The organism is Parvibaculum sp. (assembly GCF_030694575.1).
Lineage (GTDB): Bacteria > Pseudomonadota > Alphaproteobacteria > Parvibaculales > Parvibaculaceae > Parvibaculum.
The window spans coordinates 18,743-39,585 of the sequence record NZ_JAUYUS010000037.1 but is presented as its reverse complement, the minus strand read 5'-3'; the positions used below and the strand labels follow the sequence as shown (position 1 = coordinate 39,585).

At 64.0% G+C, this 20,843-nt stretch carries 19 protein-coding genes; 12 read left to right on the top strand and 7 right to left on the bottom strand.

The window, feature by feature from the left end; genetic code table 11:
• Positions 1-1,168 (top strand): heavy metal translocating P-type ATPase (locus Q8S60_RS06430; protein WP_305668438.1); only part of this gene is annotated, 1,168 nt, incomplete at its 5' end.
• Between the two features lie 199 nt (positions 1,169-1,367).
• Entirely contained in the window at positions 1,368-1,574 is a 207-nt protein-coding gene (locus Q8S60_RS06425; RefSeq protein WP_305275810.1) for a hypothetical protein, read from the top strand.
• Between the two features lie 3 nt (positions 1,575-1,577).
• Here the strand turns inward: Q8S60_RS06425 and Q8S60_RS06420 are convergent, their stop codons facing one another.
• Positions 1,578-3,521, bottom strand: a complete 1,944-nt coding sequence (locus Q8S60_RS06420; RefSeq protein WP_305275811.1) for a glycoside hydrolase family protein — start codon at positions 3,519-3,521, stop codon at positions 1,578-1,580.
• Positions 3,522-3,672: 151 nt separating this feature from the next.
• Here Q8S60_RS06420 and Q8S60_RS06415 point away from each other — a divergent pair, with 151 nt between their 5' ends.
• Positions 3,673-4,359: a TetR/AcrR family transcriptional regulator gene (locus tag Q8S60_RS06415; RefSeq protein ID WP_305275812.1), complete on the top strand. Its 687-nt coding sequence runs from the start codon at positions 3,673-3,675 to the stop codon at positions 4,357-4,359.
• A 366-nt stretch (positions 4,360-4,725) separates the two neighbouring features.
• Here the strand turns inward: Q8S60_RS06415 and Q8S60_RS06410 are convergent, their stop codons facing one another.
• The 5 genes from Q8S60_RS06410 to Q8S60_RS06390 all read right to left on the bottom strand — a co-directional run bounded on the left by Q8S60_RS06410 (position 4,726) and on the right by Q8S60_RS06390 (position 9,779).
• Positions 4,726-5,616, bottom strand: a complete 891-nt coding sequence (locus Q8S60_RS06410; protein ID WP_305275813.1) for an alpha/beta fold hydrolase — start codon at positions 5,614-5,616, stop codon at positions 4,726-4,728.
• Between the two features lie 280 nt (positions 5,617-5,896).
• Positions 5,897-6,862 (bottom strand): TerC family protein, encoded by a 966-nt coding sequence (locus Q8S60_RS06405; protein WP_370867264.1) that lies wholly within the window; start codon positions 6,860-6,862, stop codon positions 5,897-5,899.
• Between the two features lie 593 nt (positions 6,863-7,455).
• Entirely contained in the window at positions 7,456-7,980 is a 525-nt protein-coding gene (locus tag Q8S60_RS06400; protein WP_305275815.1) for a hypothetical protein, read from the bottom strand.
• Positions 7,977-8,882, bottom strand: a complete 906-nt coding sequence (locus Q8S60_RS06395) for a metal-dependent hydrolase (RefSeq protein WP_305275816.1) — start codon at positions 8,880-8,882, stop codon at positions 7,977-7,979. The genes Q8S60_RS06400 and Q8S60_RS06395 overlap by 4 nt, the downstream gene beginning before the upstream one ends.
• Before the next feature lie 57 nt (positions 8,883-8,939).
• Positions 8,940-9,779, bottom strand: a complete 840-nt coding sequence (locus tag Q8S60_RS06390) for an SDR family oxidoreductase (protein ID WP_305275817.1) — start codon at positions 9,777-9,779, stop codon at positions 8,940-8,942.
• A gap of 160 nt (positions 9,780-9,939) precedes the next feature.
• Here Q8S60_RS06390 and Q8S60_RS06385 point away from each other — a divergent pair, with 160 nt between their 5' ends.
• From Q8S60_RS06385 to phoB, 8 genes are all read left to right on the top strand, one after another.
• Positions 9,940-11,157, top strand: a complete 1,218-nt coding sequence (locus tag Q8S60_RS06385) for an acyl-CoA dehydrogenase family protein (RefSeq protein ID WP_305275818.1) — start codon at positions 9,940-9,942, stop codon at positions 11,155-11,157.
• Between the two features lie 11 nt (positions 11,158-11,168).
• Entirely contained in the window at positions 11,169-12,497 is a 1,329-nt protein-coding gene (locus Q8S60_RS06380) for an ATP-binding protein (protein WP_305275819.1), read from the top strand.
• A 186-nt stretch (positions 12,498-12,683) separates the two neighbouring features.
• Positions 12,684-13,727, top strand: a complete 1,044-nt coding sequence (locus tag Q8S60_RS06375; RefSeq protein WP_305275820.1) for a substrate-binding domain-containing protein — start codon at positions 12,684-12,686, stop codon at positions 13,725-13,727.
• 81 nt (positions 13,728-13,808) lie between these two features.
• Positions 13,809-15,188: a phosphate ABC transporter permease subunit PstC gene (pstC, locus tag Q8S60_RS06370; RefSeq protein WP_305275821.1), complete on the top strand. Its 1,380-nt coding sequence runs from the start codon at positions 13,809-13,811 to the stop codon at positions 15,186-15,188.
• Positions 15,181-16,476 (top strand): phosphate ABC transporter permease PstA, encoded by a 1,296-nt coding sequence (pstA, locus tag Q8S60_RS06365; protein WP_305275822.1) that lies wholly within the window; start codon positions 15,181-15,183, stop codon positions 16,474-16,476. Before pstC ends, pstA begins: the two co-directional genes overlap by 8 nt.
• A 44-nt stretch (positions 16,477-16,520) precedes the next feature.
• Positions 16,521-17,342, top strand: a complete 822-nt coding sequence (gene pstB, locus Q8S60_RS06360) for a phosphate ABC transporter ATP-binding protein PstB (protein WP_305275823.1) — start codon at positions 16,521-16,523, stop codon at positions 17,340-17,342.
• Positions 17,343-17,388: 46 nt separating this feature from the next.
• Positions 17,389-18,105: a phosphate signaling complex protein PhoU gene (gene phoU / locus Q8S60_RS06355; protein WP_305275824.1), complete on the top strand. Its 717-nt coding sequence runs from the start codon at positions 17,389-17,391 to the stop codon at positions 18,103-18,105.
• Positions 18,106-18,242: 137 nt separating this feature from the next.
• Positions 18,243-18,938, top strand: coding sequence for a phosphate regulon transcriptional regulator PhoB (gene phoB / locus Q8S60_RS06350; RefSeq protein WP_305668437.1), 696 nt, complete (start codon positions 18,243-18,245; stop codon positions 18,936-18,938).
• A 119-nt stretch (positions 18,939-19,057) separates the two neighbouring features.
• Here phoB and Q8S60_RS06345 read toward each other — a convergent pair whose 3' ends face one another.
• The gene (locus Q8S60_RS06345) at positions 19,058-19,570 is read right to left on the bottom strand and encodes a GcrA family cell cycle regulator (RefSeq protein ID WP_305275826.1); all 513 of its coding nucleotides are present in this window, start codon (positions 19,568-19,570) and stop codon (positions 19,058-19,060) included.
• 371 nt (positions 19,571-19,941) lie between these two features.
• Between Q8S60_RS06345 and Q8S60_RS06340 the strand changes: the two genes are divergently transcribed.
• A complete protein-coding gene (locus tag Q8S60_RS06340; RefSeq protein ID WP_305275827.1) occupies positions 19,942-20,751 on the top strand; it encodes an ABC transporter permease in 810 nt (269 codons plus the stop codon).
• The last annotated feature ends 92 nt before the right edge of the window (positions 20,752-20,843 follow it).

Here is a 20,843-nt window from a genome sequence, read left to right as displayed (position 1 = left end):
CGCCTTCGCCGCATGGAGCCTCTTCGGCCCCGCGCCCGCGCTCGCTCACGCGCTGGTCGCCGCCGTCTCCGTCCTCATCATCGCCTGCCCCTGCGCGCTCGGCCTCGCCACGCCCATGTCCATCATGGTGGCGACGGGGCGGGGCGCCTCGCTCGGCGTGCTGATCCGCAATGCCGCCGCGCTGGAGCGCCTGGAAAAAGTGGACACGCTGGTCATCGACAAGACCGGCACCATCACCGAAGGAAAGCCCGTGCTCAAGGCGCTGGAGCCCGCGCCCGGCTTCGACCGTGCCGAACTCCTCCGCCTCGCCGCCAGCCTCGAGCGCGGCAGCGAACACCCCCTCGCCGCCGCCATCGTCGCCGCGGCCGAAGCCGAAGGCCTGAAACTGACGGACACGGAGGATTTCGACGCCCCCTCCGGCAAGGGCGTCACCGGCACTATCGAAGGCCGCCGCGTCGCGCTCGGCAATGCCGTGCTGATGCGCGAGCTGAATGTGGACACATCCCCGCTCGCCCCCCGCGCCGATGCGCTGCGCGACACCGGCGCCACCGTCGTCTTCCTCGCGGTCGATGGCGCGCTCGCCGGCCTCGCCGCCGTCGCCGACCCGGTAAAGCCCACCAGCGCCGCAGCCCTCGCCGGCCTCCGCGCGCTCGGCATCCGCATCGTCATGCTGACAGGCGACGGCCGCCGCACGGCCGAAGCGGTCGCACGCGAAATCGGCATCGCCGAAGTCGAAGCCGAAATCCTGCCCGAGCAAAAGAGCGAAGTCGTGAAGCGTCTTCAGGCCGAAGGCCGCATCGTCGCCATGGCCGGCGACGGCATCAACGACGCCCCCGCGCTGGCGGCGGCCGATGTCGGCATCGCGATGGGAACGGGAACCGACATCGCCATGGAATCCGCCGGCGTCACGCTGGTGAAAGGCGACCTGACCGGCATCCTCCGCGCCCGCGAGCTCAGCCACGCCACCATGCGCAACATCCGCCAGAACCTCTTCTTCGCCTTCGCCTACAACGCCGCCGGCGTGCCCATAGCCGCCGGGCTTCTATATCCCGTATCCGGACTACTCCTCAGCCCCGTCTTCGCGGCAGCGGCGATGTCGCTGTCGTCCGTCTCCGTCATAGCGAATGCATTGCGGTTGAGAAGGGTGAGGGTGGGGACGGGTAGGTAGAGCATCTCGACCGAAGCGACGTAAGATCGGATACTTTGAATGTCCGTAATCCGTCAAGAGCGGACCTCATATGTAGCCGAAGCCGGATTCACCCCTCTTTCTCCGCTGGCGGACAATCCCTCGATAGACGACACTCCCCCAAGCGCCCTCCAACAAACCAACCCGGCGCAATGACGCACACCATGGGAAACCGCCCAAGATGATCGCCCGCGCTTTCGGTCCGCTGCTGACGATCTTGATCACGGTCCTCGGCCTCGCCTTCATCGCTTCGGTCTTCTCGTCCACCGCGCGCGAGGCGATCGAGGGGGCCGTGCCGGTCTGGGAAGAGACGCGCCCCGCCGAGGATGCGGTCCGCGAATGGCTCGGCCTCCCCGCAAGGGATCGCGGCATCTGGCCCTTCGACTGAGCCTCAGCGCAGCGCGGCGAGCGGTCGCGGCAATTCGATATGGGTGCTCGCGAAGAACAGGCTCGCCTCCGCCGCGCGCCGGCTGATCGTCCCCTGGTCCACGCGCAGAAGCCCCTTGCCCGGCGAGCCCTCGGCAAAGCGCAGCGCATTGGCCACGCCCACATAGTCCTCCTGGGTGAGCCGGGTGAAAACGGGCGAGCGATAGAAATTCTCGAAGCCCACATCATGCGCATAGGAAATCAGCGCCGCCATCTGCCCGCGCGACAGCGGCACCCCGGCCGCCGCCGCGATCTGCAGCGCGAGCCGCGCCACGTCCTCTTCCAGCCATTCCCGCGCCAGCGCGTCGTCCACGCTCGTCGGCGGCACGAAGGCGCCGTCGAAATCGTCGACGCGGCGTCCATAGCCGATCAGGCGCCCGGACCCCGTATCGCGCATCTCCGCGAACATCGGCTCGAAGGTCCGGATGATTTCGGCGGCCGATACCGGCGTCACCGGCGTGATGAACAGGAACGCCTCCAGCTCCCGGCGGCGCAGCAGCCCCGGTTCCATCGAGGGCCGGCCGCTCTCGCTCCGCCGCACATGCACCCAGCGCAGCATTTCCGCCGCCGCCTCCTCGAAGCGGCCTTCATTCGTCATCTGCAAGGCCTGTGAACTGGCAAAGCCCGCCGTGCCCACATTGTAGATGAACGAGGCGAGCGCCATCTGCTGGTTGGCGTTCAGCTCCACCGTCACATGCTCGTCGATGGCCGCTTCCGCCTTGGCGAGATCGAGGATGAGCAGCTGTTCCGCTTCCGCCGCCGTGATTGGCGGCTGGCTCATCGCCACGCCGGTCGTGTGTCCGTATCCGATCGTCGGAATGCCCGCGATGTCGAGATAGGGCGCGGCGCGGAAGCCCTCGAACATCCGGATCATGCTGGTAAGGCCGAGCCCGTCGGAACTGAAGTTCATCGGCGCGTCGGGAACGGCGTTCTGCAGCTTGATTGCCGCCGTTTCGAATTCGCGCCTGAAATATTGCAGGTCGAAGGCGTTGCGCCCGGTCGCGAACAGCGCCGGCTGCTGCACGAAGGCGGTGGCCTCGGCCACGCGCAGCGATGCCTCCTTCAGCAGCGCCACGGCGTCGCCCTCCGTCAGCGCGCTGGTTTCGATGAGCGCCGCTGTGAAGGGCAGCAGTTCGGCCGGCGGCTCGCTGCCCATGAGCCGCTCCCAGATGCCGGTTTTCGCCGGCACCTCGATGCTCTGCTGCGGCCACAGCGTCACCGCCCCGGCCGCGTCCGACAGCGCCACGACGACGTTGCTCGGCGTCTCGAAATCGAGGAGCCCCGTGCCCGAGCCCTTTATCCTGTCTCCCAGCATCCCCAGCGCGCCCTTGGTTTCCAGCACCATGAACAGCGCCCCCGGCTCCCGTCCGCGCGGAAACGACCAGAACGTGTCGACCGGAATCAGCGTGTGGATGAACTTTTCGCTCCGGGGTGCCGCGGTATCGACGGCGAGGAAGAAGTTGTCGCCTTCCCTGGAATAGGTGTGGCCGGCGAAATAGACGACGCCGATGCCGCCGTCCCGCGTCGCCGAGCGGAATTCCATCAGTGCGTAGCTGACATCCGCCCAAGCGCCGTTGATGACGGCGCCGCCGGTCACCAGCGTGTAGCCGCTCGCCGCCAGATGCGCTGCCATGCGCCGCGCGGCAAGTTCGCCGCCGGTGAAGTCCGGATAATTTGCATACCGCTCATTGCCGATCACGAGGGCATAGGACAGTCGCGCGCGTTCCTCCGCGAGGGCCGTCTTCTCGCCGGTATCCTGCGTCGCGCCGCTCCTCCCGGGGGGATCGCCCGCCATGGGGACGTCGCCCGTCAGGCCGGCCACGCCCGTCGCGGGAGCGGCGGCCGGGGGCGCCTGGAGTCCCCAGGCCAGCAGGGCCAGCATCGGAAGAAAACCGTATCTTGTAATCATTGTAGTCGGCCTGTAGCCGAAACCCCAAGACTTGATATTATGCCAAATAGTTACAAAATGATACAATAAAGAAAGTGGGTGTATTTGCGGTTTTACTATGTCTTTGCTATTCGATTGACCCCCGTAATGCGGATCATTATTCTCTGCCGGTATGAGCGAACTTGAAAATCCGGATAAGGTTTCCCGGCGCGGCGATACGCGCGCGCGTCTGATGGAGGCTGCCGAGCGCCTGTTCGGCGAGCGGGGGCTTCATGCCGTCACGCTGAAGGAGATCAACGTCGCCGCCGGCCAGCGCAACGAGTCCGCGCTGCATTATCACTTCGGCTCCAAGCAGCGTCTGGTCCAGGCCATTCTCGATGCTCGCGTCGGCGCCATCGACAAGCGCCGCGCGGCGCGCATCGACGCGCTGCTCGAGGCGGGCGGGGCGGACGACCTCCACGCGATCCTGCGCGCCACCTTCGAGCCCTTGACCGGCCTTCTCGACACGGAGGAGGGCGTGCGCTTCGTGCGCTTCGCGGCGCAGGTGCTCAACGATCCCGATTTCGACCTGCCGACCGTCGCGCTCCGCAGCGGCTTCCAGGGCATCTCGCGCGCCAACGCGCTCATCATTTCGGTGCTCGCCGATCTGCCGCCCGAAATCGCCGTGCAGCGCCAGCGCCTGATGGTCGAAATGGCGCTCACCTCGCTTGCCATCTGGACGCGCCGCGGCGACGCGACGACGAACGCCGCCGCCCGCGCCTTCTTCGTCGCCTCCCTCTTCGACGCCCTGGCCGGCGCCCTCACCGCCCCCGTCTCCGAACAAACGCTGGCGGCCCTGAAGGAAGCCTCGAAGACCTGACGGCCGCGAAACCCTCCGTCCAAGGATCAAATAAAAATTGTCATCCCGGCGCAAGCCGGGACCCAATCCACGCCGCCGCAACCGGCGAAGGAAGAGATCGGCACGCAGAGGCGCAGAGCCGCAGAGAGTTTCTCACGCGGAGGCGCGGAGACGCGAAGAGGAAAACAAAAAAATATTGTCATCCCGGCGCAGGCCGGGACCCAATCCACGTTGATGCGTGCTCCATCGCTCCGTGCATCATTCTGCGATGCGCCGTGCACCATCGCCCTTGCTGAGGGAACCAATGGGTCCCGGCTCCTGTCCCGGCGAAAGCCGGGATCACCGGGATGACAATTGTTTTGGATGGAAAAATCAGACGGCGAAAACCTACTCCGCCAGAAACTCATCCGTCAGCCGCAGGAACTCGTCCAGCTTGTCGTGCTGCACCCAGTGCCCCGCGCCCTCGACGGCCACGACCTTCGCCGTCTTGAAATGCTTCGCCCGCCCGTCCGCCACCGGGTCGCTCGCCCAGCTTTCCGTGCCGCGGATGAGCAGCGTCGGGCAGGTGATGCGGGCCCAGAGCTTCGTCGAGGTCTCCTCGTCGAAACCCGCCGGCGAAAAGGCGCGCACGTAATTGTCGAATTTCCAGCTGTAAGTGCCGTCCTCGTTCTGGTTCACGCCATGCACGGTGAGGTGCCGCGCCCGCTCCGGCGAGAGATGCGGGTTCTCGCCCTGCATCCGCTTGTAGGCATCCTCGATCGAGTCGTAGCGGCGCGGCTGCCGCGACGAGAGCTTGCGCACCTCGTCGATCCAGTTGCGGATGCGCTGGTCGGTGGAAATTTCCTTCCGCTCACTGAGCATCTTCGGCGAGGGCCCCAGCCCCTCGATCACGATGAGCTTCTTCACCGTCTCGGGATAAAGCCCCGCATAGCGCAGCGCCACCGCGCCCCCCATCGAATGCGCGATGATGGTCAGCGGCGCCAGCCCCTTCTGGTGGATCAGTTGCGCGATGTCGTAGACGTAATCGTTGAGCTCATAGCCGCTCCCCACCATCCACTGGCTGTCGCCATGCCCGCGCAGATCGGGCGCGATGATGTGATAGCGGTCGCGCATCGCCTGCGCCGTCCAGTCCCAGTTCCGGCAATGGTCGCGCCCGCCATGGATCATGAGCAGCGGCGGCGCCCCCTCGTTCCCCCAGTCCACATAATGAAGCCGAAGCCGCTGCGAGAAATAAACGCGCGAGGCGGGGCCGATGAGCTGCGAAGTCCGATCCGTCATGAAATCCATCCGTTTGGGGGAAGTCCCGCAGAATATCCCGCCCGCCCCCGAATGACAAAAGCGGCGGCGCCTTCCACCAAAAACCAAAAAACAATTGTCATCCCGGCGAAAGCCGGGACCCATTGGTTCCCTCAGCAAGGGCTGTTGCACTCGCCGTTTGCCCCGGCACCGAGCTATTGGCACATCGCACAAGAATTGAGGTGGATTGGGTCCCGGCTCCTGTCCCGGCGAAAGCCGGGATCACCGGTATGACACTATCGCGTGTCGAGGCCGTCCCCCATCACGCGCGAGGATGCGAACCCTCATCCTCCGCACAAAACGGCGCCTCGCCCCGCGTCCGCCACATCGAATAGGCGACGCCGCCCGTCAGCAGCACCGCCGTCACGCCGAGCGAAATCGCCGGCGGAATTTTCGCGATGTCCAGCATGTCCGCCACCACGATCTTCGAGCCGATGAACATCAGCACCAGCGCGATCGCGTGCTTGAGATAGCGGAACCGTTCGATGGTGGCGGCGAGCGCGAAATAAAGCGCGCGCAATCCGAGGATCGCGAACACGTTGCTCGTATAGACGAGATAGGCATCCGTCGTGATGGCGAAGATCGCGGGCACGGAATCGACTGCGAAAATGACGTCCGCCACCTCGATCACGACAAGCGCAAGGAAGAGCGGCGTGATGAAGAGCACCGTCTTGCCCTCCCGGTCCGCCGGCCGCCGCACGAAGAAGCGGTCGCCATGCAGCCTTTTCGTCACGCGGAAGTTCCGCCGCATGAAGCCGATCACGGCGTGTTCCTCTTCCGCCTGGTCCGCCTCGCCCGCAAACAGCATCCTGAAGCCGCTATAGATGAGGAAGGCCGCGAAGAACCAGAGGATCCATTCGAACCGCTCCACCAGCGTCGCGCCGAGCCCGATCATGATGCCGCGCAGCACGATCACGCCGAGAATGCCCCAGAAGAGAACGCGGTGCTGGTATTCGCGCGGGATCGCGAGATGCGCGAAGATCATCGCGATGACGAAAAGATTGTCGACCGCGAGGCTCTTTTCGATCACGAAGCCGGTCAGATATTTGAGCCCGCTGTCCGGCCCCATCCACCACCAGACGAAACCGCCAAAGGCGAGCCCGAGACAGATATAGAAGGCCGAAAGTTTCAGGCTCTCCGAAACGCCGATCGCGTGCTGCTTGCGGTGGAACACGCCGAGGTCGAGCGCCAGCAGCGAAATGACAAGCGCAATGAAGCCCGCCCACATCCAGAGCGGCTTGCCGAGAAAAAACAGAAACAGGAAATCCGGGAGGTCCAATTCGGGCGATCTTCCATGCCATCCGTGAAGATGAACAATGCCGACATGGCGGGGGTGGAAGCCGTCAGAGGGGCCCGGTCATTGCGTATGGCCCCATTAGGTCATACAGCCGCGCCCGCTTGTCAACCGGGGGGGGGGGGCGGTGTCATCCCTCCGCTCGTCCATTTCCTTCTCGCCCTCCCTAGGGGGAGGGTCAAACGGCCAACGGCCGTTTGGGGCGGGGGCCGAGGGACGTACAGCGACGCTCCGCATTAATCCCCGGGAATGGGAATGACACCCCGGGGACAAGTTTTTTGCAAATTTTTTGCCTCCCGTCCGGCCGGGGGCGGGGATAAGTCCCCGGGACCACTCGTCCCCGGGCTGCTGCCGGAGAGTGAGGAGGGCGGGGACAAACCGTCCCGGAGCCTCTCCGCGACCCTCGAAGCGACCCCGAAAACGTTTTGTGACAGATCGATGACAGTTCGATGACAGAGCCCCCGAAACCGGGGATAACCGGCCCCTTTAGGGCGGGGACAAGTGCCACTTGCTCCGTAGACGGAGCGTTATTCTGAGGCCCTTATATGCCGCCAGACGCCCAGCGCCGCCAGCCCCAGCATGATGTGAACCGCCACCACCGGCGGCCACCCGAAAAGATAGATCACGTCGTTCGCCAGCCCCGCCTTGAACGGCCCGCCGCCAAAGGCGAGGCCCCTCGTGCCGAACATCGCGTTGAAGATCGTCGGTACCGTGAACAACCACGCGGTCACGAGCGCCGACCAGAAAAACCACGCGAACTGCTTGCGCGTCAGCCGCATGAATTGTCCCCCGAGACCAAGTGCCATCAGCATCAAGCCTTGCGTAATGCCTTCCATATGCGCCATCCGCCATGCGCGTCCGTCGTCGGGTATGGACACCGGCACATCGATCGGCAGCGGCCACAACACGACGCGCCCGAGCAGCGCGAAAAACCAGATCCAGCCGATGACGATTGCAAGAACGAAAAGCCCGATCCCGTTCAGAAAGAGAAAGGCGCGCATCCGCCCCGCCATGCTCGCCGCATCATTGGTTGCTTGTGCTTCCTGGCTCATTCTGTCTCTCCGGATGTCATCGCGATGGGGTGGGGTGAGGCAAGTCGGTTCGTGTCGAGCCGCGCAGCGGCCTCGTTGTCGGCGCGGAAGAGCGCCGCCCATGCGAGTGCCCAGTCAGGGTCGGCCACCTGCCGCGGGCTGTAGCCCGGCACCAGGATGCGCGCGAGCTTCGGCGCAAGTTTTCGGAATATCCGTCCAAGGAGGAAAGCCAGCGCGACGCGCGAGCGCAGGTCGCGCCAGAGCCCGTCCTCCTTCAGGAGAGCGTGATAGCCCCCGCGCGTCAGCCACATGATATGCGCCGTCGCGTAAAGAACGCCGTAGACGCGCCGGAAGTAATTGCCTGCCACATGCTCGAACACGTCATAGGCGACATTCTTGTGTTCGATCTCTTCCACGAAATGCCACAGCACCAGCGACGCGACGCCGCTTTCCGCGCCGCCGAACAGGAACTCCCGGTCCTCGATCAGCATCTCGCCGATCGCCAGCGCCATGGATTCGAAGCCCTCCGCATAGGCAAGGTTGAAGGCAAGCGAACGGGTCTCCGTCAGCCGCGCATAATCCGCCGCCATCCGCGCTTCGATCTTTTCGATCGAGCGATACCCGCGCGCCTTCAATTCGTCGTTGAATTTCCGGTGCTGACGGAAATGCATCGCCTCCTGCGCGACATAGTCGTCGAGCGCGCTCAGCAGTGCCGCATCGCTGATCTGCGGCCGCGCCTCCCGCATCGTCTTGATGAGATAAGGTTCGAGATAGGGCATCGCGAGCGACGCCGCGTTCACGATCTGCGAAAATTCCGGGCGCCGCCTGTTCCAGTGTCCGCTCATCGCGGCCGGATAGGCAAAGCCCATCCGCCGCACGGTCATTCGCGCCGCGCCCTCTGCATCCGTTGCTGTCCCCGTCACAATCCGTCTCCCCCCTTCGGCAAGTCTTCCGCGCCTCCCCGGCGCGGATCGCTTCGCCTATTTGGCGTCCGCGCCTCCGGCAAGCGGGCTGCCTTCGCCGCGGAACATGATGCGGCCATAGGAAACCGGCATGAGCCGTTGCAGCCAGTCGACGATTTTCGCATCCATACCGATCAGGATGCGCGGACGATTGCGCGCAATGCCGTTCACGATGATCTCGCCCGCGCGTTCCGGCGTCGTCCTTGCGATCTTGTCGAAGCCCGAAGCCGCGTCCTCGCGCACCGTTGCCTGCGTGCTCTGCAAAAAACGGGCATTACGGACGATATTCGTTTTGATGCCGCCCGGATGCACGCAGGAGACCTGGATGTCCGTGCCTTTCATCTCGTGCCGCAGCGCTTCCGTGAAACCGCGAATGGCGAACTTCGCGGAATTGTAGGCGGCCTGCGTCGGCACCGAGATCAATCCGAAAATGCTCGACACGTTGACGATGTGTCCGCCGCCCTTTACCTGCAGTTGCGGCAGGAAGGCCTTGGTGCCGTAGACCATGCCCCAGAAGTCGATGTTCATCACCCATTCGAAATCGTCATAGGCAAGCTCGTCCACCCGCGCGATCTGCGCGACGCCCGCATTGTTGATGACGATGTCCGCGCCGCCATGCGCCGCCTCGATCTCCTGGGCGAAAGCGTAAACCGCGTCCCTGTCGGCGACGTCGACGAGATAGGTCGTGACCTTCGCGCCCAGCGCCTCGATCCGCGCCGCCGTCTCCGCAAGCCCGTCCCTGTCGAGATCCGAAATCGCGAGGCGCGCTCCCCGCTTCGCAAGCGCAAGCGCCGTGCCCCGCCCGATGCCGCTCGCCGCGCCCGTCACCACCGCCAGTTTACCGTCGATCGCCGTCATGCCGCCTCTGCCTCGCTGAACCTTTGTAAATCCGGCGCTAGACTACGGTAATTCATGCGAATGTCACGCAGCGTCCGCCCGCTTTTAGCAAGCCGTTGGACCTCGCGCGCCGCTCCCCTCTATGCTGGCTCAAACAAAACGATCCGAGGGAGGACGTCCAATGCAGGTGCAACCGATTCCGGGGCTCGATGACGGCATCAACGACATCCGGCTCATGACCGCGAAGATCGTGACGGAAGACATCATCCCGGCCGAGGCGCTGCTCTATAAAGGCGGCGACGAAGCCGAAGCCGTCCGTGCCGGGATCAAGGCGAAAGTGAAGGACCAGGGCCTGTGGGCGCCGCATCTGCCGGAAGAATATGGCGGCATGGGCATCGGCTTTCTGAAGCACGCCTATATGAACGAGATCATGGCCTGGTCGCCTTTCTCCGCGCGCCTGTTCGGCGTCGTCGCGCCCAATTCCGGCAATCAGAAAATCCTGCTGAAATACGGCACGCCCGAACAGAAGAAGAAATGGCTGGAGCCGCTCGTCGCCGGCGACATCGAAAGCTGCTTCTCGATGACGGAGCCCGACCAGCCGGGCTCCGATCCCTATGCGATCCAGACCCGCGCCGTGCGCGACGGCGATCACTGGGTCATCAATGGCCACAAATGGTTCACGTCGAACGGCCGCCGCGCCCACATCGCCATCGTCATGTGCCGCACCGAAGAGAAGGACGGCAAGGGCGGCGTCAAGGACAAGATGACCCAGATCATCGTGCCGATGGACACCCCCGGCGTAAACATCGTCCGCTCCGTTCCCGTCTGGGGCCACACGGGCGGCGACCACTGCGAGATCAAATACGAGAACGTCCGCGTGCCGGTCGGGAACCAGCTCGGCCGCACCGGCACCGGCCATCAGGCCGCGCAGGACCGGCTCGGCGAAGGCCGTGTGTTTCATTGCATGAATTCGATCGGCCAGATGTGGCGCGCCTTCGATCTCATGTGCAAGCGCGCCACAAGCCGCGAGGTCCATGGCGGCAAGCTCGAAACGAAACAGTTCGTGCAGGGCTTCATCGCCGACAGCTACATGGACATCCAGGCCGCCCGCCTCATGACCATCCATTGCGCCCACCGCATGGAGGACGGTGCCAATTCCCGCGTCGACATCTCGGCCATCAAGGTCTTCGTGCCCGCCGCCTTCGAGCGCGTGGTCGACCGTGCCATCCAGGTTCATGGCGCCCTCGGCGTTTCGGGTGACACGCCGCTTGCCGGCATGTATCAGGGCGCCCGGACATTGCGCCTCGCCGACGGTCCGGACGAGGTTCATCGTATTGTCATCGCGAAAAGCGTCCTCAAGTGCTACCACGAGGGCATGAGTTGGGATTTCGGCGTGTAACCGGGAACGACATGGCGGCGGTAGAAGACAAGTCGAGGCTGGACAAGGGCAGGGCGCGGCTGCGCGATTTCGTCGCCCGCTGGACGGGCACCCGCACTTTCGTCGTCACGGCGGCCATCGTCTTCTCGCTGCTGACGATCCTCGACGGGCTGCATCCCATCGCGGCCTTTCTCTCGTTCCTCTTTCTCGCGGGTATCGCGGCTGTCCGCCTGATGGTCGTCGGCGAGACGACGCCGATCCGGATCGGATCGCAGGGTGGCGAGGGCATGTTGCCCGCCTTCGCGGCGGGCGGAAACGCGCTGGCGCTTCTCAATCGGCTGCCGGATCCCCTCTTCGTGCTCGACGCTTCGGGCCGGGTGCTGTTCGCCAACGGCGCGGTCGAACCTTTGATCGGAAGGGCTGCGGCCGGCCGCCACGTCGCAACCGTACTTCGCAGCGCGCCGCTCATCGCCGCCATCGACGGTGCGATCGCGGACGGCAAGGCGCGCACCATCGAATATGTGGTGCCGGTACCCGTGCAGCGAAACTACAGCGCTTTCGTCGCGCCGGTTTCGGACGGCGCCAGCGGGTCGTCGAGAATGATCTTTATTCTCCTTCGCGACGTTACTGAGGCACGCCGCATCGAAGCGATGCGCGCCGACTTCGTAGCTTTCGCCAGCCACGAGTTGAAGACGCCGCTCGCCTCGCTCTCCGGTTTCATCGACACCTTGCGCGGCCACGCGAAGGACGATCCCGAGGCGCGCGAGAAATTTCTCGGCATTATGGCGGATCAGGCGACGCGCATGCGCCACCTCATCGACGATCTCCTTTCCCTGTCGCGCATCGAGCAGCGCGAGCATGTCCGCCCCTCCGAGGCCATAGATATCTTCGGTGTCGTCAACGACGTGACGGACGGGCTGACGCCACTCGCCGATCAATACGGCGTCGAGATCGGCGTCACGGCGCCCGCCGGGCTCCCGCGCGTGCGTGGCGACCGCGAGGAACTCGCACAGGTCGTGCAGAACCTCGCCGACAATGCGCTCCGCTACGGACGCTCCGGCAAGCGGATCGAAATTTCCCTGGCCCCGGATGAGAAGGGCGGACGCCCTTACGTCCGCCTTACCGTCCGCGATTTCGGCCCCGGAATCGCAAAGGAACACATCCCCCGGCTCACCGAACGCTTCTACCGCGTCGACCCCGCAGCAAGTCGTGCGAGGGGGGGCACGGGGCTTGGTCTCGCCATCGTGAAGCACATCGTGAACCGTCACGAAGGTACCCTCGCCATCGAGAGCGAACTTGGCCAAGGCTCTGCTTTTTCAGTGCTTTTGCCGGTCCTGCCGGATGCCGCTTCGGCACGGTGAAACGTCCATTTTCCAGACCTTCGCAAAACTGTCATGGAACCGTCGTAAACCTTTCGTGACGGCCCGCTAGCGTCCGCCCGCCTGAAGGTTAAAGCCACATGGAATTCAGCTTCGAATTCGTCAAAGGCTCGGGCGCGCTGGGGGGCTGATGTGGTTGCCCGGTGCCCGGCATTCACAAACTGGAGAATGAACGTGAAACTCAAATCCCTGACGATGGCCGCGACGGTTGCCGTCGCTGCACTTTCGGTAGCTGGCGTCGCGCACGCCCGCGACCAGATCCAAGTTGTCGGCTCCTCGACCGTGTTCCCCTATACGCAGGCGGCCGCCGAGCAGTATGCGAATGAAACGGGCGCCACTGCGCCTGTCGTCGAATCGACCGGCACCGGCGGCGGCATGAAGATTTTCTGCGGCGGCGTCGGCACGGGCCACCCGGACATCACGGGCGCCTCGCGCGCCATGAAGCTGTCGGAATACGAACTCTGCGCCAAGAACGGCGTGACCGACATCACGGAAGTCGTGCTCGGCTTTGACGGCCTTTCGATGGCCGTATCGCGCAGTGGCAAGCAGCTCGACCTGACAAAGGCGCAGCTCTTCCAGGCGCTCGCCGCGAAGGTCGAAGTCGGCGGCAAGATCGTCGACAACCCCTACAAGAAGTGGTCGGAAATCGATCCGTCGCTCCCCGACATCGCCATCGAGGTCATGGGCCCGCCCCCCACCTCCGGCACGCGCGACGCCTGGGTAGAACTCGTTATGGACGAGGGCTGCAAGAAGTTCCCCGCGTTCGAACTGTTCGACAAGGAGGCCCTCAAGGAGAACTGCCAGCGCATGCGCACCGACGGCCCGTTCATCGAAGCCGGCGAAAACGACAACCTGATCGTGCAGCGTCTTGAATCCGACCCCAACGTCTACGGCATCTTCGGCTACTCGTTCCTGTATGAAAACCAGGACAAGCTGCAGGCCGTGAAGGTCAACGGTGTCGTGCCGGAAGAACACACGATTGCGGACGGCTCCTATGGCATCTCCCGCCCGCTCTTCTTCTACATCAAGAACGCCCATCGTGGCGTGATCCCCGGCCTCAATGAATTCATCGCCGAATACACGAGCGATGAAGCCATGGGTCCGGGCGGCTATCTCGAGGAGCGCGGCCTGATCGTGCTCTCCGACGCGCGCCGCGCCGCAGTGCAGAAGGCCGCGCAGGACGCGGTCAACATGCCGGCTCCGAAGAAGTAGGACGACATGTCACCCGGCGCCTGATGGCGCCGGGTGATCTTCTCCGACCGTGCAACAACGTCCGTTTGTCAGGACCGTCCTATGTCTGCCACCACACTTCTCGCGATCGTCCTGGCGCTCTCCCTCATCGGCTATCTCTGGGGCCGCGCCAATGCAGGTGCCCTCAAGCGTGCCGGGCAGGGCATGCATTCCATTCCCGCCTATCACGGCTACTTCGTCGCTCTTTCCTGCGGCGTGCCAGCCTTCCTCCTGGTCCTCATCTGGCTCGCCGCCCAGAACACGATCATCGACAGCATCGTTCTCGCGGGTCTGCCGTCCTACGTCACGGACGGTGTCGAAAGCTCGCGTATGTCGCTCATCGCCAGCGAGATCAAGGGCATCGCGGGCGGACGGATTTTCGGGACGCCCGATCAGGCGCTGATCGACGCGGCTGAACGCTACAATGCACTGCGTGGCATTGCGTCTCTCGGCATGGCCGTCTGCGCGCTGGCACTTGCCATTGGCGGCATGATCTATGCGCGCTCCCGCCTCTCGCCGGAATTCCGCGCCCGCAACCGCGTCGACAACATCATCCGCTGGGGTCTCATCGTCTGCTCGATCCTCGCGATCCTCACCACGCTCGGCATCATCCTGTCGCTGGTGATCGAAAGCCTCGCCTTCTTCGCTCGCGTGCCGGTTTTCTCCTTCCTCTTCGGATTGGAATGGAGCCCGCAAACGCCGATGCGCGCCGATCAGGTTGCGGCTGCCGGTGCCTTTGGCGCGGTTCCTGTCTTCTGGGGCACCATCTTCATCAGCGCCATCGCCATGTTCGTGGCACTCCCCGTCGGCCTCTTCTCGGCCATTTATCTGGTTGAATATGCCAATCACCGCGTTCGCTCCGTGGTGAAGCCGCTGCTCGAGATTCTCGCCGGCATTCCGACCATCGTCTACGGCTTCTTCGCCATCCTGACCGTCGCCCCGATGATCCGGGAATTCGGTATCTCCATGGGATTGAGCGTGGCATCGAACAGCGCTCTCGCCGCCGGCAGCGTGATGGGAATCATGCTCATTCCCTTCATCTCCTCCTTCGCCGACGATGCGATTTCGGCCGTGCCGCAGTCGATGCGCGATGGCTCCTATGCGCTCGGCGCGACCAAGGCGGAAACGATCCGCCAGGTGCTGCTGCCTGCCGCGCTACCCGGCATCGTCGGCGGTGTCCTGCTGGCGGTGAGCCGTGCCATCGGCGAGACCATGATCGTCGTCATGGCGGCGGGCCTGACCGCGACGCTGACGGCCAATCCGCTCGAAGGCGTTACCACGGTGACCGTGCAGATCGTAACGCTGCTGATCGGCGACACCGAATTCGACAGCCCCAAGACGCTCGCCGCTTTCGGGCTTGGCCTCGTCCTCTTCATCTCGACCCTCGCGCTCAACATCGTCGCGCTCCAGGTCGTCAAGCGCTATCGGGAACGCTATGAGTGATAAATCCATCTCCACCGCGCCCGCCGTTCAGACAGGCAACTGGTACGAGCCGGATGCAAAGCTGAAGCGGCGCTATGCGTCCGACAGGCGGCTGCGCTTCTATGGCGTTACGGCGATCGTCTTTGCGCTCGGCATGCTGGCTGCGCTGGTCGGCACCATCGCAGTCACGGCGCTTCCGGCGATCACGCAGACCATGGTGACGCTCGACGTGGAACTGCCGGCCGACAAGATTGATCCTGCCGACCCGCGTTCGGCCGGCTATCTGAAGTTATTCTCCGACGCAGTCGCGCGCCTATTCCCGGAAGTGGATACGCCGAAGGAAACGCGCGAACTGCGCCAGCTTTTTACGAGCAGCGCCCAGTATCAGCTCCGCGACATGGTCGTGGCCGATCCCTCGCTTATCGGCAAGACTGTCGCCTTCACCTTTCCGCTCTCCGATATCGGCGACCAGCTTCACAAGGGCGCGATCGACCGCAATCTCCCCTCCGATCAGCGCCGCGTGAGCGATATCCAGATCGGCTGGTATGACCGCCTGGTGGAGCAGGATCGCATCACCGCACCCTTCAACTGGGGCATGATCTTCAATGCCGACAGCCGCTTTCCGGAGCAGGCCGGCTTGTGGGGGGCTCTCGTCGGGTCGTTCTACGCGCTGCTCATCTGCTTCCTGGTGAGTTTCCCCGTGGGCATTTCCGCGGCGGTCTATCTTGAAGAGTTTGCACCGAAGAACCGTTGGACCGACATCATCGAGGTCAACATCAACAACCTCGCCGCCGTGCCATCCATCGTCTTCGGTCTGCTCGGACTCGCCGTCTTTCTGAACTTCTTCGGCATGCCGCGTTCGGCGCCGATCGTCGGCGGCCTCGTGCTGTCGCTGATGACGCTGCCGACCATCATCATCGCCACCCGCGCCGCCCTGAAGGCCGTGCCGCCCTCGATCCGCGAAGCGGCCATCGGCGTCGGCGCCTCCAAAATGCAGACGGTGGGCCATCACGTGCTGCCGCTCGCCATGCCGGGCATTCTGACCGGCACCATCATTGGCTTGGCGCAGGCGCTCGGCGAGACGGCCCCCTTGCTTCTGATCGGCATGAACGCATTTATCACAGCCGCACCGGAGAGCATGTTCAATCCCTCCACGGCGCTGCCGACCCAGATTTACATCTGGGCCGACAGCCCGGAGCGCGGTTTCACCTCGCGGACCTCGGCGGCCATCATCGTTCTGCTCGGGTTTCTGGTCTGCATGAACGCAATCGCGATTTACATGCGCAAACGATTTGAAAGAAAGTGGTGACACACATGACGGCTATGGCAACCACTGAATCCTCGGGAATGATTATGGACAAGACGGCGGAAACGACCGGCGTGCTTTCGGGCGCGGCCGCGACTCGGACGGATGGGCACGAGATCAAGGTCGCGGCCAGCAATGTTTCGGTTTTCTACGGCGAGAAGCAGGCGCTTTTCGACGTGACCATCGACATTCCGGGGCGGCAGGTCATGGCGTTCATCGGACCGTCCGGCTGTGGCAAGTCGACCTTCCTGCGCTGCATCAACCGCATGAACGACACCATCGACATCTGCAGCGTGACGGGCACGATCGAGATCGATGGCGCCAATATCTACGATCCGAAGATAGATCCGGTGTTGCTGCGCGCGCGCGTCGGCATGGTGTTCCAGAAGCCGAACCCGTTTCCGAAATCGATCTACGACAACATCTGCTACGGCCCGCGCATCCATGGCAAAGCCAGGGCCGGTTCGGAGATGGACGAGATCGTCGAAGTCAGCCTGAAGCGCGCCGGCCTCTGGAACGAGGTCAAGGATCGCCTGAAGGAGCCGGGCACCGGTCTTTCAGGCGGCCAGCAGCAGCGCCTCTGCATTGCGCGCGCCATCGCGGTGAACCCCGAAGTGATCCTTATGGATGAGCCCTGCTCGGCGCTCGATCCGATCGCGACGGCGCGCATCGAGGAACTGATCGACGAACTGCGCGAGCGCTACACCATCGTCATCGTGACGCATTCGATGCAGCAGGCGGCGCGCGTCTCGCAGCGCGCGGCCTTCTTTCATCTCGGCAGGTTGGTTGAGGAAGGCGAGACCGATCTCATCTTCACCAATCCGAGCGACCAGCGTACGCAGGACTACATCACCGGCCGCTTCGGCTGACCGATGTATATGGACAGATACCACGAGGCCAACAGGAGAACCGGGTGTGACCCAGCATATCGTTAAGTCCTTTCAGGAAGAGTTGGACGGGCTCTCCGCGCAAATCGCCCAGATGGGCGGCCTCACGGAGGCTCAACTGTCGGCGGCGATAGAAGCCATCGTAAGGCGGGACACGCAACTCGCCGAACGCACGATCCGCGAGGATCAGCGCATCGACGTGCTCGAGTCCGAGATTGAAAATCACGCCATTCGCCTCATTGCCCTGCGCCAGCCGATGGCAGCGGACCTGCGCGAGGCGATCGCGGCGATCAAGATTTCGATCGACCTCGAGCGCATCGGCGACCTCGCGAAGAATATCGCCAAGCGCGCGATGGTTCTTCAGAACGACTTCGAAGGCGCCAACCGCCTCATTCAGGGAATTTCCCGCATGGGCCGGCTCGCCCAGCGCCAGCTCAAGCAGGTGCTCGACGCCTATTCGAGCCGCGAGGCGCAAGCCGCGATGGAAGTGTGGCGCGACGACGAAGAGATCGACGCCATGTACAATTCGGTCTTCCGTGAACTGCTCACCTACATGATGGAAGACCCGCGTACCATCGGGGTTTCGACCCATCTGCTCTTCATCGCAAAGAACATCGAGCGCATCGGCGATCACGCGACGAATATCGCCGAGACGGTCAACTATCTGGTCACCGGTCAATGGGTGATCGACGAACGCCCCAAGGGCGACACGACCAGTACCACAGCCGTCAAAACCGGCAATTAGAGGAGGCGCGCGCCATGGCAATAACGCTTGCTCGTCGCGGCGAACAGGGTCAGGCTTCGGTGGAACTTGATCAGATTCGGCCCGAAACGGCCCATACGGAGCGGGGTCCGCTTGACCGCAGCCAGTTCGAACGCAGAATGAAACCTGTAGTGATGATCGTCGAGGACGAAGAGGCGCTGCTGACGCTCCTCCAGTACAACCTCGACAAGGAAGGATACAAGGTCGTGGCCGCCTCCGACGGGGAGGAAGCAGCCTTGCTGATTCGCGAGGTGACGCCCGACCTCGTGCTGCTCGATTGGATGCTGCCCGGCCTTTCCGGCATCGAGCTGTGCCGCCGCTTGCGGGGCCGGCCCGAGACGCGCAACATGCCGATCATCATGATTACCGCGCGCGGCGAGGAAGCGGATCGCATCCGTGGTCTCGACACCGGGGCCGACGACTACGTCACCAAGCCGTTCTCGATGACGGAGTTGCTCGCGCGCATTCGCGCCGTGATGCGGCGCATCCGTCCCGCACTCACGGAAGACCTAGTCACCTTCGGCGATATCGTGATCGATCGCGCTGCCCACCGCGTCCGCCGCGGCGAGCGCGAAGTCCATCTCGGGCCGACCGAATACCGCCTGCTCGACCATCTGATCCAGCATCCGGGCCGCGTCTTCAGCCGCGAGCAGTTGCTCGACGCCGTCTGGGGCTCCGACGTCTATGTCGAGGCCCGCACCGTCGACGTTCATGTCGGCCGGCTGCGCAAGGCGCTCAACGACAAGGGCGAGAAGGATCCGATCCGCACCGTCCGCTCGGCGGGCTATTCGCTGGACGAGCAGTTCCACAACTAGAACTCTGCCCAATAAAAAGCAGGCATCCATGGGCCCATGGATGCCTGCTCCTTCCCCTCATGGGCCCCCCGAACCGTCCCCCACCCGCCTTCAGGGGGACGGCGGAGCCGATAGCTCTCTCAGCTTACGAGACGGTCCTTGCGCATCCGGTCGCGCTCGCGGTTTCGCCGCGCCTGCACCGGCTGGTAGGCCATCCGCGCATGTTCCGTGCAATAGGGCGAAGCGTGTTCCGCCCCGCGGCCGCAGAAATGAAAGCCCGGACGGCCCGGATCGCCGATGGGCCATTTGCAGGTGTGTTCGGTGAGAGTGAGAACGGTCGCCCGCTGGATCGGCTCGAGGCCGCGTTCCTCATGGACCGTTTCGGCCCTCTCCGCATCCATGTCGCGCAACCGCTCCTCGCCGCGCGCTTCCGCCGTCAGCGGGTCCGGACGGCCGCGCACCAGCGTGCGGGGCGCCTGGGGACGCGAGCGGGCAGGGCGGCTCGGCGTGGCGCGGCCCGACAATCCGAGGCGATGCACCTTGCCGATCACCGCATTGCGGGTCACGCCGCCGAGCTGCTTGGCAACCTGGCTGGCGCTCAGGCCTTCGGCCCAGAGCTTCTTCAGCAGTTCCACGCGTTCATCGGTCCACATGATGTTACTCCCCTTGGGGCCTGAATACGGCCCGGTTGGATGCGAGGGCCCCGTGAAAACCCGGCATCAGCCCCGAAATCCGGCCCCGGCCACCCCAAAAAGAGGTCTATGGCCTCGTGGCACCCCACTAGATTTCGTAGGCGTTAACAGGAAATATACAATATCAGGGGGCAAAACCGCAACCATGCGGCCCGTAAACGAGGTCCTTATCCACAGAAAAGAGCATATGCGGCAGGCATCGCGCCTCTTGCGCGGGCGCTTCGGCGGCCTCACATGGGGCGACAGGGCCATCCACGGCCCTCCCCCGCATTTGCCCGGCCCGGCGCTCTGGCGTATGCCTCGGCAGTTCAAAAGCATCAGAAGAGGAAGCCATGAGCCTCACGCCCTATCCCGAGGAAGGTGCCCGCCGTTTCGGCGCGGTGAACTGGCTGGGCGTCTGGACGCTCTATCTGAAGGAAGTGCGGCGCTTCTGGAAGGTGATGACGCAGACCATCGCGGCGCCCGTCATCACGACGCTCCTCTACCTGGCGATCTTCGCGCTCGCCATCGGCAAGTTCCGTCCGGACGTGCATGGGGTGCCCTTTATCGAGTTTCTGGCGCCGGGCCTCGTCATGATGACCATGATCCAGAACGCCTTCGCCAACACCTCCTCCTCGATCCTGATCTCGAAGATACAGGGCAATATCGTCGATGTGCTGATGCCGCCTTTGTCGCCGGGCGAGCTCAATTTCGGCATCGCCATGGCCGGCGTGACCCGCGGGCTTCTGTGCGGCGCGGTGACCACCCTCGCCATGCTGCCTTTCGTGCATATGGGCATCGAGCATGCATGGGCCATCGTCTTCTACGCGGTCGGCGCCTCGCTGATGCTCTCGCTGCTCGGCATGCTGGGCGGCATCTGGTCGGAGAAGTTCGACCATCTGCAGGCCGTCACAAACTTCGTCATCCTGCCGCTGACCTTTTTGTCGGGCACCTTCTATTCGGTAACCCAGCTTCCCGATCTCGCCCATGAAGTGACCAAGTGGAACCCGGTCTTCTACCTGATCGACGGCTTCCGCTACGGCGTCACGGGCCATGCCGACGGCTCGCTCGGCACCGGCATCGCCATAGTCCTGGGCGTGAACCTCGTTCTCTGGGTGCTTTGCCACATCCTCTTCCACACCGGCTACCGGCTGAAGGCCTGAGGGCTCCCGCGGCGGGCGAGGGGGGCGATTGACAGATCCGCCCCCTCGCCGTAATACTCCATTGCTTCTCGAACTGCCGCCCCTTGCAGGCG